This window comes from Lactococcus formosensis, assembly GCF_018403745.1.
Classification (GTDB): Bacteria; Bacillota; Bacilli; order Lactobacillales; family Streptococcaceae; genus Lactococcus; species Lactococcus formosensis.
Genome location: NZ_BOVP01000004.1, coordinates 280,592 through 296,043 on the forward strand (window position 1 = coordinate 280,592; position 15,452 = coordinate 296,043).

A 15,452-nucleotide genomic window follows, 5' to 3' on the forward strand; every position below is an offset into this window, starting at 1 on the left:
TAAAAAGACTTTTTTATTCTATCTATTATTCTGACATTAACTTAGCAAGTTTTATTTTCAACGAAACCTCTTCTCATAAAGCGATTTAGACAAAAACTCAATCAAATCAGTCCATGTTTCTTTATCAAAAATATTTTTAAAGTAAAAAACATCTTTTGAAGAGAAATTTCCTTCCGGATCACTAGAAATAATGACATCGGCTTCAGGTATCGTTTTGCAGAAAGCAATCAAATCGCTATTAAAAAATTTTTTCAAGGTATTTTGAATATAGAAACTATTCACAACACTTGAGGTGTGATTAATATAGATTTGTACAGGTACACTTGGCACATTAAGCTCATAAATTGCATATAGTAGAGCTGTCAAACTCTTTCGCTCTAGATCATTCAACCGTTGAGTAGACGGAAAATAAGTAATGGTCTGATTTAACTTCTCTTTAATCGCACGATAACGAGGCTTTTTTTCAAACATTTTATAATTTTTTTCAATAGGAACTGCACGGTAAAAATCAACATTAAACTGTATATAACGTGAATACAGGTTGGTAAGCACTAAAAGATAGTATGATTTGACATAATTATCTTCTGAAAACTCAAAAGCGAACATCTCGCGAAATTTTTCTAGGAACAAGCTGACCTCATAACCAATAGAAAGCCCCGACTTCTGAAATTTTTCAACTACATCTTTTTTCTCATATGTATCATCAAACTCGAAAATAAGCCCTCTTACTAAGAAACTGAGGAGTATTGATTCCCTTTCAATAATCTCTGGTGCTGCATTAAAAGAAGCAAGGTTTAAACAGTGTTGCCCCCGATAAAATATTGAAATATCTTCTAAAAATGCATGCTCAACCTTGGCATACTTCTTAAAAAAGACGATACGATAAGATGTCACCCCTGCAAGGATAAGTAACTTTTGTTCTTGAGCTTTTGAGAGTTTTCGCTCGATCTTTAAAGTACGCTTTAAAAAATTGATATCAATAAATTCCGGAGGAAAAGCATCCGAGAAGGGCTTTTTTCCTAAAGTATTGAAAAGGTGCCAGTGTGTGAGGTAAAGAAAATAACGTACACCAAGTTCATCTCCCGAAAAATTTGTCGCGTTTGCCAAGTCAAATTCGGCTCTAAAAGGGAGCATAATCTCTTTTACTTGAGTCAATAACTTGTAGACTGTCGGTTCACTAAAATTCAAATCATAGGCTATTTCAGGAATTGACGTGTAACTTTTACGGATAAGTGCAGAGAGGAGACTGTACAAAGGACTTTTCCGCATATAATATAACTTCAAGCGGGTCACAATATAATCTGGTGTCATTTCATTCTTCATTTTTATGACTATTTTTGAAGACTTTTTTATTATCTTAATATCTTGACCAAAAAGTGCATGGATATCTTCTTCAAGTTCCTTGCTGTACCGCCTAAAAGTTTCATTTTTCAAATTCAATTTCTCCTTTAAATCTTTAGAAAATTCACCTGCCCGAGAAAACAAGATGTATTGAAAGAGTTCAATCTTAACTTGTTCCTTTGGCGTTGTGAAAAGCTCTATCATAACTTTTTCTCCTATTTCCACTGCTCGCTTTATATCATCCAACATTTTTTATTTGCTCAAGCCTTTAAAATATAAAAACAGCGAAACGCTGTTTTTATATTTATTATAACTTTATGCTGATGGCGTACTCTTAGTCGTTGATACAAGATTCCAAGTTATCGTACTGCTAAAAGTCTCTCCTGCATTCAGATCGGCTAACGGATCTGGTTGTAAGAGCAACTGCCCTGTTAAATCAAAAGCTTCGCTGCTAACCGAATCCACAATGTAATTGTCTGTATCATCATCTTTAAGACTTATCTCAAAGGGATAAGTCGACATTGTAAGTTGACTGTTAAATTTCAGTCTATGATTAGTGTTACTTTGAAAACGACTCATCTTTGCAGATAGTCGCCAACCGCCTTTTGCTCTACTATCTACAATTTCAAGATGGTCTTGTGCAGTGGGCTCTCTGTCTTCTGTTCCTTCATAGATATAACTGGCAGGCAATTGACCAAAATCAAAGTTAGGTACTTGCTGCAAAAGAAGCTTACCAGCCGCTTTATTAACCCAGAGTTGAGCCTTATTTGAAGAAATAGTAACTGTTTCTTTTTTACCCTCACCTGTATCAATAGTTGTTGAAAAAGTGACTTGAGCAGCAAAAGGTTTTCCATTTTCTGTCGCTTCTCGCGCAGTCTTCATAAAGGCGCTGTCTTGAGCAAAGGAAAGGACATGATCTGCATCATTGAGACTGGTCAGAGTGTTCACGGTACCTTTATAGTTTTTGACGCCTTGGGCTTCTGAGAAAGATTTAGAAGTATTTCCCTCTATATATTTCCATTCATAACTCCATGATTCAGCGCTTTCCACCGATTTATTCAAATCAGCCAAGCCTTGTCCATCAAGCTCCCAACTCATACCACTATCTTCTGCAACGTTTTTAGCGGCTAAGCCACCGAGGTAAATTGTCTTATTATCTGTCGGTATTGTTCCATCATCATTTCTAATACCAGCAGACATCGTAAAAGGAATACCCGGTGATTGTACATCGGTATTTACTTCGTTCAGTTGATCCCCTGCATCAAATTCAACACTGCGTCCCTCTGTTTTGAGGAAATTAATTCCCTTTAAAGAACTGTTCCAAGTAATTTTACCTGTCGCATCACGTGGTGTTGTCACTGCTTTTGCCGAATAAGTAGCTTTTTCAAACACCACATTTGGAGTCGTAATGGAAATACCACTAGCAGCAACTGGCTTATCTTTCACCGTGACTTTAGCAAGTTCAGAATAATAAGTAGCTGCAAAACCCAAGATTGGCACTTGATTTAGCTTTGTTTCCAACTGAAAATAATAATTTCCGGCCTTTAAGTTAGGTACAGAGATGTCAATACTTTGCTTTGTTGAACCAAGTATCCCACTTCTGTCAGAAAATTCACCTATACTGCCTTTATTAAGCCAAGTACCATCCGCTTGTTCTTGCCAAGCATTCACTTTGACTTTAACCGTTCCCCAGGTATTCACCCATGATGTCGTCTTAATGCTCAAATCAGCCTTGGTTCCTTCAACAATATACTGCTCTTCTTGGGGCTGTGAAAGAATCCCTGTGCGTAGTGGAAAGAGTAAATAAAGGCCATTACGATCTGGTTCATGGGCATTTGGCAAATCCGTATAGCTTGCATCTGATGACAAGCTCGCAGTTGGAGATGCTTTTTCAGATTGAGGTTTATCTTCGATAGATTTTTCTTGCTCCGGTACTTCAGATGTTCTCGGTGCGTCATTTTCTATTGGGGCTGTCTCTTCAGATGTTTGATCCGTTGAGTTTTCAGGCTCAGTAGTTTGATTTGTATCCGTTGTCGATGTTTGAAGTTCTGACTCTTGTGGACTTGAGGTACTTTCCTTATCGTTCGTTATACTAGATGAAGGTTGTGTTTCCACATCACTGTCCAAAGCATAAACTGCAGAGCTTGCAGTATTCAGCAGGAGAAAGAGCAATATAAACCCTATATTTATTTTTTTCATTCAAGTTTTCCTTTCTCTACATACCTGCGAGCCAAGAAAAAGACAGCAACAAATAATATTATCATACAACCAAACAAGATTAAAGAATATTCTTGAGTACTTCCTGTAGAAGGCAAGAGATCGTAATGCACCAACTGTCCATTTTGAGGAATTTCAGGTGGTAAAACTCCGGTATCTCTCACATCCTGATGCACAGTAAAACCAATCTTACTTTGCATCATATTAGCGCTCACTGGCTGGGTAAGGAAAAGATTCGCCAGACAAGATAAGCCTAAGAATGCTAAACTGACCTTTAGTTTTTCATTATTCATCTTCATTATCATCTGTATCACCCTTTCTTTTTCCTAACCCATAGGCCACGAGGAAAATAATAATACTGATACCAACTACTGCAGCTATGATCCACCAAAGATTTGTATTTGATTTTTCTCCCTCTAGCAGCTTACTGTTGACAGTTTCTCTGTTTTTACTGTCAACTCTAAAGTCACGTGCCATATCAAAACTTTTGTCTCCAGACTTCATCAGCATATGATAGGTATATTTTCCGGGTTTTAAAAGATGGTTGTTTGTATCTATTGCGTATTCAAATGAAGAATAGGGAGCCATCTCATATTTTTCTGATTGTGACTGATAAAGCTTGTCTGTTTTTCCTTTTTCAGTCACCCAAGCCTCTACTTTTATTTGTCCAAACATACTTGGAGCTTGGTTACTAACTTCACCTACAACTTTAGGCACCCCTGTATCCGACTTCATTTGTGCGTGAGTCAACTCTAGTTTTGGCGTAATTTTTTTATTGAAATCTTCTGATATTATGACAGGAATTGTCATTGCAAAGGCATTACGAACACCTACACCTTTTGACTTTGCTGTTTCTTGCGGGACTTTGCGCACATAGATGCTACCCAAAACAGTACCTTCTATATTATCTTGAGGTAACTTAAGGTTAAAGGTAATATTCTTTGTCTGCCCAGCAGCAACTGTTACTTTTTGACTTTCCTTTTTGTCCTCAACTAAATCCTTGAGGAAAGGGCCTCCTGCCATCATTTTTTTGGAACTGGGAGTATAATCAATATGCCCATTATTACTTGTCGTTGCTTGGACAATCTGAACATCAAAATCTTGGTTTTCATTTTCCGTCAAATTCTGAACAGCTACAGTTAATGGATAACTTTCATTTTTTTCACCCTTGATTGAGAAATAACCTGCAGTTGGATCCGTTTGACCCTTTCCAAGTACCGGAGTGACAGTAAAACCTGCGCCCTCTTCCGCATGTGCATTCACAGGTAAAAATAAGGTGAATAGCAGTATGGCGAAGCAGCCCAATCCTTTTATAAATTTCATGCTTTTCAACCTCCACTAAAAAATAAAAGCAAGAACCGACAAATCTTAAGTTTTGCCCGTACTTGCTTATACATTTTCATTTATCCGACAACAAAGATTATGCAGTTGGAGCGACGGGTTGTGAAGAACTCAAGTTCCAGTTGATTGTTGTTTCAAAAGCATCATCAGCTGCCAAGTTCGCCTTTGGATTTGCGCCCAAAGTTAATTTAGCATTTTCTGCAGAAATAAGAAATTCATCTTTACCATGTGAACCATTACCTTTTGCAAGTTCTACAGGGCTCTTGTCATCTTTAATAACACCTGTAAAATCTTCTCCTAAAGTACCGACCGCTGAAAGGTCTAATGCTGCACCTTCCAACGAAGTTTTAGAATTTGTAAATTTATCCATGTTAGCTGTCAATGTCCAGTCTGATGTACCCAAACGTGTATCACTAACTAAAACTTTTCCTTCAGCTTGAGCAGCTTTTCCAGTGAAACCTGAGTAAATTGAGCTGGCTTCAAGAACACCATAGTTGAAACTTGGTACTTCTTTCAATGTCAACGTGCCGTTATCTGGATCTGTTGGATCTACTGGATCTTTGGCGGTAATCGTGAAGTTAGCAGTAGAATCTTTTGCTTCTGCTTCATCCGCGAATCCTGTAGTAGCTGAAACCATCGTCATGCTAGCCAAGATTCCAATACCCATCGTTGCTAAGAATGCTTTTTTCATAATAAACATCTCCTCTATAAATTTTTATAAGATTATGTGAATCCACCTTGAATAAACTCACTCTTTTATTTTATAATTTATCTCGCAACATAATTATATTTATTTGTGGGAATTTTCCTCAGCTCAAGATAAACTTTACGATTTATTTCACATGAAGATTTTAACAACAAAAAAACTACCCTTTAAGGTAGTTTTTATCTCTTATTACTCAAAGCGCATAGCTTTGAAATTTTCATTTTCTTGAGGAAATTCCTGTTTCATTTCCCCCACTTGACCAACTTCAATGGTAATTTGTCCAGATAAAAATTCAGTCAAGTGACCGCCAAAAGTCTTGTCGTCACTTAAAAAGTGTAGATGAGCACCATCACCATACAGATCTTCTAAAAATTTAGGCGACCATATACCAACAATCGTTCCCGAAATGTTTTTTTCGGTAAAATGAGGCTGTTCAGCCAGTATTTCCAAATAATTTTTCGTATTCTTTGCAGGTTTAGAACTAATTTCTACTGAATCAAAGTGTCCAGTCATTTTTAAACTGTAAGCCGTGTTCCGTGTCGGAAATTTCTCTGTCAGGTCATGCAAGGCTTGCATCGTCAGACCATTAACTTTATAAGTCGCAAAAGGTTGGTGATCAATCACCGCAACATAAGGTAAAGTCTCATCTGGCTTAACTACGCGTACCTGATTTTCAGAATTTCCGTGATAGGCAGTGCCATCAAGAATAATAACTTCTCCATCAGCACCATCTAAGGTACCAATACCAATTTGTCCATATTTTAAAGCTTCTCCAGCAGTTATGGTTCCTTCGTAAAACCCACCATACAGAGTGTTAAAAGAACCATGCTGAAAAATTGCACTCATTTTATTTATAAAACTTTTAACCATGCAACAATTATAGCATATGACATAAATAAACGCTAAAATTAAGCTCTTAATATTTCGACAAATAACACTCTTTTGAATTTTTATTGTTCCTACTTAAAAAGCCTCTATCCTATGACTGAGGCTTGACTTTCTTATTTATTCAAAATGGCTTTCATCATCACAAAAAGGCTCTTTACATCTTCCACTCTTGTGTTTCCTGTTTTTTTATCAATGATTGAAGAATAGACATGAGGAATGATTTTTTCAACGCCGGCATCAACTGCAATTGTTACAATTTCTTCAAAATTTTCTAAATCAATACCACCTGTTGGTTCCAAATAAAAATCATATTTTGCACAGGCTTCTGCTACTGCTTTATACTCTTCAATATGGTTAAGGCCTTTCATATTAAAGTATTTAATAGAACTTCCACCCATATCCTTCAATAAAGCAATCGCTGTTTCGATAGGCACAATACCTGCGGCACTTTGAGAAGATAGTGGCCCCGTTGCAATATTCACCATACCTACTGTTCCTGTCGGTGATACTAAACCATTGATAACCGTTTCATCTTGCCCTAACAATGCGCGACTCGTGCCAACACCGGTAAATACTTGATTGACGTGCTGCGGTTGTAATACTTTTGACAAACGAGAAACCATTGCCGATTGGTTGGGATCACCAGCGCCCAAGCCAACTGATAGCGCATTATTTGTTGCTGCAGCATAGCGTTTCATATCGTTGATAGCCGCCTCGTCTGTATCATAATTTTTTGACAGTACACCCAAGACAATGTGTCCTTCTGCAGCTTCATAACATTCTATTGCATTGTCCACTGAGTGGGCAAGTACATTTAAGCATAAACGGTTTTCTAGATAATTCATTGTTTTGTTCATTTTCGACCTCCTCTTCTTATCGTATAATATCGATATTTTCATCCATCAATTTTGCCTGAATAAGCTCTCGACTTATGATGGGACTGTCTCCATACGTTGTATATGAAAGTTGTGCGTTAACACTTGCAAATTCAACTGTTTCCTGTAACGTCCAATCTTCAATTAAACCCATAAGTATTCCTGCAGCAAATGCATCGCCTGTACCAATACGATCAAAAGAAATAATTTCACGTTTCTGAGAGTAGACAATATCGGATTGACTTGCAAGAAAGCCTTGGAGTATTTTACGATTTCCCTCGTTCACTTTGGTTGTTCCTCCAAAAAATGAAACGTGGTATTCTCTCATAAATTTACGATAAAGCACTTCAACTTGTTCTTCATCCGAATGTTCTATTTTTAAAAGTAGAAGTAAATCCTTTTCACTTCCGAAAACAACATTGCTATAATGTAACATCTTTTTATAACTATCTATTAAAATGTCATGTTCATCAGCTTTTACAAGACTCATCCGATAATTAAAATCAAAACAAATCATAATTTTTAGTTCTTGAGCAATCCTTGCTAAATTTAATGCATTTTCTCGTGATTGTTTCGATGTTGAGAGGGATATTCCACAAATATGTAAAAGTTCAATATCTTTAAGAGCCGTTTTTATTGCTTCATCTGATAGTTTAACTTGACAAAATGCACTTTGACTGCGGTCCATATAGGTTACTTCACTGGGACGATTACCATAGCCCATCTCTAAAAAATAGCTTCCTATATGTTGCCCCTCAATCAAAATTCTTTCATCAGAAACACCTAATTTTCGAACAAAACTTCGAGCAGTTCGTCCGACAGTATTGGCTGGAAGCACTGTGAGCAAATGAGTTTTCACGCCATTATGGGCCAAACTTGATAATATATTTAAACCTGTACCGCTAAAGGACATCTCTAAGGATTCTGTCTGTTCTAGCATTTTATAGTTTGGTACTGCAAGACGCATCATCACTTCTCCAAATGCTAAAACATTCATACAATGGCCTCCATTACCTCTTTTAATTTACGCTCAATATCCAACATTTCTTCTTGGTTCACGGCACGAATATCAAATTCTATGATTCCATTATTGGCTTGATATTCTCTTGTATAAATAGCTAGTCTACCTTGTTTTAACTTTTGGATGACTTCTACTGCTGTTGTTTGATCACTTGTCACTTTAACACGCGCCCGATAGATTTCTCTGCCTGCCGCATCTGGAACTATACTTGCCTCAAGTCCTTTGATTTCATTAATTTTATCGACAAAAGGATGGAGACGATGGAGCATACTTTCTTTTGATTCGTTGCCATTTGCTAAATATAATTCTAATGCCGCAACTAAACCGACAATGTTTTCTTTCCCTATTTTCATTGCTCGGCCAAGCCCTTTGTTTTGCTTTTGAATCCAAGGAATATAGGGATTTCGTCCAATAACCATCGCGCTTGTTGGTGCTTCAATTGCTTTTGCACCACTGTATATAACCAAATCTGCACCTTGCTGATAATAAGTCTGCAAATCTTCTTCTGCTGCCGCATCAACAATCAAGGGCAAATTGTACTTAAGCGCCACTTCTTGCATTTCCTTAACGCTCAACATACTTTTTTGGACAGTATGGTGACTTTTTATATAAAGAAGTGCTGCAGTATTTTCTGTAATTTCCATTTCAACTTGCGTTTGTGAGCATTCGTTTGCCCAACCTGCTTCTACAAGTTTACCACCCCCAACTTGTATCATCACTTCTACACCAGTTCCATAATTAACATTATGTCCCTTAGGCATAACAATTTCACGTTTTTGGATTTTGGAGCTATAGGGATTGTAAATATTATATTCTTGTCCCTGTCCAATAATTGCTGCTATACTTAAAGCAATTCCAGAGCTTGCACTAGAGACAACAGTTGCATTTTCAACAGATAAAAGCTTGGCAATATACTGGCCACTTTTTTCAACTAATGCTTGCATTTCAAAAAAAGATTGCCCCGCTTCCTTTTGTGCTTGAGCAACAGCATCACTCACTTTTGATACACCAAGAATCGTCATTTTCCCGCTCGCATTAATTACTCTTTTTAAATCAAATTTTTCGTAACTATTCATCTCTCTTTTTTCCTTCTAAATATCGAACTTTTCCCCTTTAATAAAGGCCATTCTCGGTATAATTTTTTGATGTGATTGTTCTTTATTCCCATTAGAATCCATCAAATATTTCTCACTTTTTATAAGCTCAAAAAAAGTTAAATCTGCATCAAAATCTTCTTTGAGTTGCCCTTTATTCTTAATTTTTAAAGCATCAGCTGGAGCTTCTGTCACTCGAAAAAGCACCTCGTCTAATGAATATCCAATTGCCAACAATTTTTCCATCGTTATAGCTAAGCTATACACAGGACCATTTTTACGATTTCGTAAATAGATATCTGTACTTATCGAGTCTGCAATAATATTTTCTTTTTTTGCCCGTCTTGCAACTTCAAAGTTGAAACTATCTGTGCCGTGACCTATATCAAAATGAATACCGTTCTTATATGCTTTTTTTGCAAAAGGCTTGATGTTTCCAGTTTGATCGAGTATTCCATTATCTTTTCCATTAAAACAGTGAGTCACAATATCTCCTGTTTCTAAATAAGAAAACAGTTCTTCCAAATCCACTGGTGCTGTCCCAATATGAACCATTAGTGGCAAATTTACTTTACGTTGTAATTCTTTTGCAAGTAATAAAGGTTTTACACCATTTTCACCAATAACTGTTTTACTCATACGAGCTTTTAAACCAATGATAAATTCAGGGAGTTCCTGGAGGCGCTCCATATTTTTCTCAATATTTACTTTCGATAAATCAGCCAGTTCATTTTGTTTTATGATGCCGTCTTTGGAGATATTCATTAAAGCATAAACATTTGTTTTTGCTTTTTGTGCCAGCTGGTAGAAATCTTTAATGTTATTTTCGCCTGTAGAGCCCGCATCAACAATAGTGGTAACGCCACTATTTATTCCAACCTCATCAGGATAGTCATAATACAAGGTCATTTTTTCAAAACAATGCACATGAGCATCTATCCATCCTGCAGAAACATACAGGCCTTGAACATCAATTTCTTCTCTCGCTTTTTCTGTAATTTTTTCAGAAATTTTGCTGATTTTTCCGTTTGTTATACCTATTCCAATGGTTTCTTCGTGAATTGTTTTTGCATTTTTGATCAATGTATCGTACATTTTCACACCTCTTTAAATAAGAATTTACTCCAAGGTTGAATGTAGTCTAATAAAATTAATTCTTCCTTTGCAACAGATCCTACCTTATTTTTCCGAGGATCAGAATGGGGTTCCAAAGCAATTTGTAATTCATTTTTATACTTACCAAAATCATCATTTCCAATCAAAATATCGCCTTTTTGGAAAACTTCTTTATTGTCATGGGCTGGATTTACGTTTTTATAATCTTTTCGCGTTTGTGTCGAACGAATCATCTGCTGTGTAATGTCTCCACGTCGGAAATGCTGGTTGTTTAAAACAATATTTTTTTCTATATCGCTTGTTCTCTCTTCAAAGCTTATCGAAAATTCTGTCTGATACCGATTAATCTTGCCCAAACTTTCGATTTCGTCCTCACTTGCATAAGCATTCCCAATAATGACGTCATCAATCAATTCTGTCGCAAAAAGGTGTTTTGCTTGAAGGCTAATTGGTAGATGGCGATGCATTTCCAATGTAGGTAATCCGTCATTAATATCCCACGGCCCTAATTGGGCTGTTTGACTGGTAACAAATGCCGCTGTCCGAATCCCCTGCTTTTTAAATCTCTGACTACATTTTTCAAAAAATTCTAAAGGGAGGGCACTTCCTTCTTGCGGATAGAAATTATGACAGCCATAAATATAAGGTTTATTTGCTTTATAGCTCAATATATTATCCAAGTAAGCCACATCATTACTCATATTTAACTCAATAACTAAGCCAAATGGATTGAACGATAAGTTTGCTTCCTTATTCCCATCAAATCCTACATCTAAGCGTAAACCATCCGCCCCAAGTTGATGGAAAAAGGACAAATCATCATATGAGATAGCAAGTTCATCAAAGATATTAGGGGCAATGTCTAAAATTACTTCGTAATTTAGCATCTTTGCTTCTTTGATAATCTTTGAAAACTTTTCTGCTACTTTTTCTTTCCCTTCTGTTACTTCCAACATTGACATAAAAATACGCTCAAAACCATGTTTATTTCCCAACTTCAAATAAGCTAAGTCTTCTTCAAACTTACTATTATCTGGATAAATGGACAAACCTAATCTTCTAAACATCTATTTTTCTCCTCTTTAAACTTTATCCCACTGCTCAACATAGGATTTAAACCTCCACAATAAGAGACAACTGCTCATAATGGTAGCAACCACTGCAAAATACAAGATATGAGTCAAAACAGATAGTGTTAACATCATGATGATAAAAAGTAAAAGCATTGGTATAACTTTAAAAAGTTTGCCTTTCCTTAAAAATTCGGGGACTTTTCCTTTTTCCAAATAAATCATTGCTGTAAGAAATGTTATAAAGGAAACAACTGCAATATCGTAACTCATTTTTCTCCTTCCTTTTCACTTTCCATCAACTGTTTTTCAAATACTTTGAAGAAAGGATAATAAATAACTAAACTCACAAAGAAATTAACCACAACAAGTACTGCTGCCATAATATGCCAGTTTGTAACCATCATCGCACCAATAGGTGATGGAACGGTAAATACGGTTCGTGAAACTGTCATTGGCACAATATTCGTAATCGTCGCTACATAAGCAATAACTGTCATAACAAGTGGAGATAAGATAAAGGGAATGGCCAAGGTTGGATTCATGACAATAGGGGCACCAAAAATAATCGGCTCATTGATATTAAATATTCCTGGCAAGAAACCAATACGTCCCAGCTCTTTTAAATATGAAGATTTGGAAGTTAAGAAAAGACAAATGAGCGCAAAGGTAGCACCTGCTCCTCCAATCCATACAAACCATTGTAAGAACATTTCCGTAAACATATTAGGCATCTGCGATGCCGGCGTACCCGCAGCAAAAGCATCCATATTTTCAGCGATTGAACTTTCCCAGAATGGACGAATAACAGGACCCATAATGGCAGGACCATGAATACCTAATACCCAAAAGAAACAGATTAAGAATACAGTTACAAGTCCCCCGAGCAAACTATTTCCTGCTAAGAAATCTTGCATTGGCATGATAATATTTGAAAGAGTTGCATTAATATCAAAGCCTATCACATGACGAATCCCCCAAAATAAAAGTAAGTTTGCGCCTGCTGGAAATAAAGCAGCAAAAGAATTGCTTACTTCAGGAGGTACGCCCTCAGGCATTTTGATTGTGATATTTTTTTCTTTCATAAATCTGTATATTTCAACAGAAATAATGGCTGTCACGATAGCTCCAAATAGAGATTGAGCGCCTAATTGAGCTATATTAAGGTAACGTCCTGCGGCCACAACCTGTGTCTGTACCTCCGTGACTTGAACATCCTCAAATAAGCGAACAGGTTGAATACTTGTAGCTAGAAAGCTCATAACAGCTACGATTCCCGCCGTTAATGTGTCTAGCTTATAACTTTGTGCGAGTGCACTTGCAATACCAAATGCTGCATATAATGCCAAGACCCCTACTGTAAAGCGATAAGGAATATCGAGTACTGTCAGATATGGTGTCAGCATTTCTGCTACTGCGGGGATAGGGAAATTCAAGAAAATAACAAAGAACGCTCCCACCAAGGTTAAGGGCAAGGTTGCAATAATCCCTTTTCTAATTGCTAGCATATGGCGCTGCCCGCCAATCCTGTTTGCCATTGGAGAAACTTTTTGCTCCAAAAATGTAATTAATCCGTTCATTAATTTTTCCTTTCTTCTTTTTGAATGAAAACGGTTTCTATTTACTACAGAAACATTATAACATTATAATGTTTATAGCGCAACTGATTTTAAAAATATTGAACTTTCTCTATATTTACTAACTCAACTTTTACTCTATTTCCTTGTAAGTTCAATCTTTAAACATTATATTTTTTCTATTTTTTCCAATATAGTTTATAATGAATAGATGGATTATATTCAAAAGAGAAAAGGAGAAAAAGAATGAAAGGTATCTTGTACCAAGAAATTTCAAATCAATTAAAACATGATATTATTACTGGCAAATACCCGCTAAACTCACTTTTTCCCACAGAAAACGAATTAGTGGAAATGTTTTCTGTTAGTAAAATTACCATTCGGAAAGCAATTGAACTTTTGGTTCAGGAAGGTTACCTCCATAAACAAAGTGGTAAAGGGACAACGATTATTAGTAACCGACCTTTTAACATCCTTAATAATGCTATTCCGTTTACACGCCTCCTTGAAAAGGATGGGATAAATGTTAAAAGTAAAATTATTGAGGTAAAAGAGAGTTCAATGACGGAGCATACATTTGCTTGGCCCTACGTCTATGAAATAACTCGAGTCTATTCCTTAAATGATATACCCACCATTTATTCTAAGCATTATTTTGCATTAAAGGAAAAAGAAACCTTGGAAATTTTGAGTGATGAGAACTTCTCTCTCTATCGTCTTTTATATGATAAAAGCCTTCCTATTTCACAGATAAAAGATACTTTCCGTGCGATAAAAATTGACGAATCTTTGAAACAATACGTTAACTTTTCCGAGGATTTCGCTCTACAGCGTAACCGATTTTCCTATGATCAGAATGGAGGACTGATTGAGTTTACTAAATTCATTTATGATTCTGAGCGTCAAGAATACTATATTGATTATCTTGTCTAATTACATAAAAAAAGTTCTTGATAAATGAATCAAGAACTTTTTTTATTTTTTGTCGCCTACTTTATTTATAAATTTTACAGCACTTCTATTAATTTCTTTAAGGTCAATGTCTTGTTGACGTGCTGCAAAGACACAGCCACAATAGCATTGGCGGTAAATATTGTATTCTTTGCACATCTCTACGGAACGTTTCCAGCCGTTGTTTTTCTTAAAGTCACTAGGCAAGTATTGGACAGCGTAGATTTTTTGCATATCTAAGCCTATTTCATTTATCAGTTGGCCGTTCTTTTTGGGGCTGAGCGTGAGTGCCGAGCCAAAATAATCATAACCTAACTCTTGAGCTTTCTCTGCGACAATATCTAAACGCATTTGAAAACAAGCTGTGCAACGCGAACCACCTTCAGGTTCTTCTGCGAGCTGATGCAAATTGACCATTTTCATAAATTTATTCGGTTCATAAGGTGCCGCAGCAAACTGGACTTTATTTCCTGTTTTTGCATTAAAGTCTTGAACAAAGTCAGCCTGCACTTTCTCACGCCTTTCGTACTCGGCACGAGGATGAATATTCGAATTAGAAAAATAAATTGTCACATCAGCATTTTGACAAAGATATTCTAAACTGTAAGTTGAACAGGGTGCACAACAGGAATGAAGCAGAATTTTGGGACGAAGACCTTCAGCCTCCCAGCTTTCGCGCATTTTTTGATAAACCCGATCATAATTGACCTTTTGATTAGGATTCATCTTTTGCAGAATTTCAGTCGCATTTTTCATGCTTTTATTTTAGCATATTTTGAAGCTTTCTTGCTTGTCGTTTAACACCCACAAAACTCCGTTCTTTCAATTTTGTACTTTTTATATTATACTATGAGTAGGAACTCTCAAAACTCCTACACCCCGCTCTTGGCAATGTCCAAGAGCTTTTTTGTATTGTAATTATACTGTAACGCGGTTGGAAAGAACAGTCAATATGATATAATAAGGAGGTAGAAGTTTATGGACGGTAGCCTTTGGAGGTTATGCTTATGGTAATTTTATCGTGAGCTGGCCTCACAAAAACGAAAGGCGACAATTTTTGTCGATATATGAAACACTCCCATTGATGATTGCATTTGCGTTATTAATGATTACAGTGGTTAATAAAAACGATAAAAAATAACGTCCAACTTTAGCAGGGCAGACGTTATTTTAACATAAATCTTGCTACCGTTCTTAATACGGCTACAGAGGACTTGTTAGCGCAAGTCCTTTTCTTTATACCCATTATAACACC

16 protein-coding genes are annotated in these 15,452 nt (G+C 36.4%); 2 read left to right on the top strand and 14 right to left on the bottom strand.

The window, feature by feature from the left end:
- Positions 1-57: 57 nt before the first annotated feature.
- From KJS37_RS06690 to KJS37_RS06750, 13 genes are all read right to left on the bottom strand, one after another.
- On the bottom strand, positions 58-1,545 hold the full coding sequence (locus KJS37_RS06690) for a helix-turn-helix domain-containing protein (protein WP_244851362.1): 1,488 nt from the start codon (positions 1,543-1,545) through the stop codon (positions 58-60).
- Positions 1,546-1,656: 111 nt separating this feature from the next.
- Entirely contained in the window at positions 1,657-3,540 is a 1,884-nt protein-coding gene (locus KJS37_RS06695) for a WxL domain-containing protein (RefSeq protein WP_213496514.1), read from the bottom strand.
- Complete coding sequence (locus tag KJS37_RS06700) at positions 3,537-3,851, bottom strand: LPXTG cell wall anchor domain-containing protein (RefSeq protein ID WP_026063821.1); 315 nt, start codon at positions 3,849-3,851, stop codon at positions 3,537-3,539. Before KJS37_RS06700 ends, KJS37_RS06695 begins: the two co-directional genes overlap by 4 nt.
- Complete coding sequence (locus KJS37_RS06705; RefSeq protein ID WP_213496516.1) at positions 3,844-4,881, bottom strand: WxLIP family cell surface protein; 1,038 nt, start codon at positions 4,879-4,881, stop codon at positions 3,844-3,846. The genes KJS37_RS06700 and KJS37_RS06705 overlap by 8 nt, the downstream gene beginning before the upstream one ends.
- A 97-nt stretch (positions 4,882-4,978) precedes the next feature.
- Positions 4,979-5,590: a WxL domain-containing protein gene (locus tag KJS37_RS06710; protein ID WP_165713633.1), complete on the bottom strand. Its 612-nt coding sequence runs from the start codon at positions 5,588-5,590 to the stop codon at positions 4,979-4,981.
- A gap of 204 nt (positions 5,591-5,794) precedes the next feature.
- Positions 5,795-6,475 carry an acetolactate decarboxylase gene (locus tag KJS37_RS06715; protein WP_026063820.1) on the bottom strand — a complete coding sequence of 227 codons (681 nt, stop codon included), beginning with the start codon at positions 6,473-6,475 and terminating at the stop codon, positions 5,795-5,797.
- A gap of 131 nt (positions 6,476-6,606) precedes the next feature.
- Complete coding sequence (gene dagF, locus KJS37_RS06720; protein ID WP_017369608.1) at positions 6,607-7,350, bottom strand: 2-dehydro-3-deoxy-phosphogluconate aldolase; 744 nt, start codon at positions 7,348-7,350, stop codon at positions 6,607-6,609.
- Between the two features lie 16 nt (positions 7,351-7,366).
- Complete coding sequence (locus tag KJS37_RS06725; RefSeq protein ID WP_017369607.1) at positions 7,367-8,365, bottom strand: sugar kinase; 999 nt, start codon at positions 8,363-8,365, stop codon at positions 7,367-7,369.
- On the bottom strand, positions 8,362-9,465 hold the full coding sequence (locus KJS37_RS06730) for a DgaE family pyridoxal phosphate-dependent ammonia lyase (RefSeq protein ID WP_213496518.1): 1,104 nt from the start codon (positions 9,463-9,465) through the stop codon (positions 8,362-8,364). The genes KJS37_RS06725 and KJS37_RS06730 overlap by 4 nt, the downstream gene beginning before the upstream one ends.
- Before the next feature lie 15 nt (positions 9,466-9,480).
- On the bottom strand, positions 9,481-10,578 hold the full coding sequence (locus KJS37_RS06735; protein WP_213496520.1) for an amidohydrolase/deacetylase family metallohydrolase: 1,098 nt from the start codon (positions 10,576-10,578) through the stop codon (positions 9,481-9,483).
- A gap of 2 nt (positions 10,579-10,580) precedes the next feature.
- Positions 10,581-11,666 (bottom strand): DUF871 domain-containing protein, encoded by a 1,086-nt coding sequence (locus tag KJS37_RS06740; RefSeq protein WP_213496522.1) that lies wholly within the window; start codon positions 11,664-11,666, stop codon positions 10,581-10,583.
- A gap of 15 nt (positions 11,667-11,681) precedes the next feature.
- The gene (locus KJS37_RS06745) at positions 11,682-11,942 is read right to left on the bottom strand and encodes a hypothetical protein (protein WP_017369603.1); all 261 of its coding nucleotides are present in this window, start codon (positions 11,940-11,942) and stop codon (positions 11,682-11,684) included.
- Positions 11,939-13,249 carry a PTS sugar transporter subunit IIC gene (locus KJS37_RS06750; protein ID WP_213496524.1) on the bottom strand — a complete coding sequence of 437 codons (1,311 nt, stop codon included), beginning with the start codon at positions 13,247-13,249 and terminating at the stop codon, positions 11,939-11,941. Before KJS37_RS06750 ends, KJS37_RS06745 begins: the two co-directional genes overlap by 4 nt.
- A 243-nt stretch (positions 13,250-13,492) precedes the next feature.
- On the opposite strand from KJS37_RS06750, the gene KJS37_RS06755 reads away from it, so the two are divergent.
- Entirely contained in the window at positions 13,493-14,179 is a 687-nt protein-coding gene (locus KJS37_RS06755) for a GntR family transcriptional regulator (RefSeq protein WP_213496526.1), read from the top strand.
- A 42-nt stretch (positions 14,180-14,221) separates the two neighbouring features.
- Here the strand turns inward: KJS37_RS06755 and KJS37_RS06760 are convergent, their stop codons facing one another.
- On the bottom strand, positions 14,222-14,953 hold the full coding sequence (locus tag KJS37_RS06760) for an epoxyqueuosine reductase QueH (protein WP_213496528.1): 732 nt from the start codon (positions 14,951-14,953) through the stop codon (positions 14,222-14,224).
- A gap of 265 nt (positions 14,954-15,218) precedes the next feature.
- Between KJS37_RS06760 and KJS37_RS10465 the strand changes: the two genes are divergently transcribed.
- Positions 15,219-15,338, top strand: coding sequence for a putative holin-like toxin (locus KJS37_RS10465; protein WP_276512723.1), 120 nt, complete (start codon positions 15,219-15,221; stop codon positions 15,336-15,338).
- The last annotated feature ends 114 nt before the right edge of the window (positions 15,339-15,452 follow it).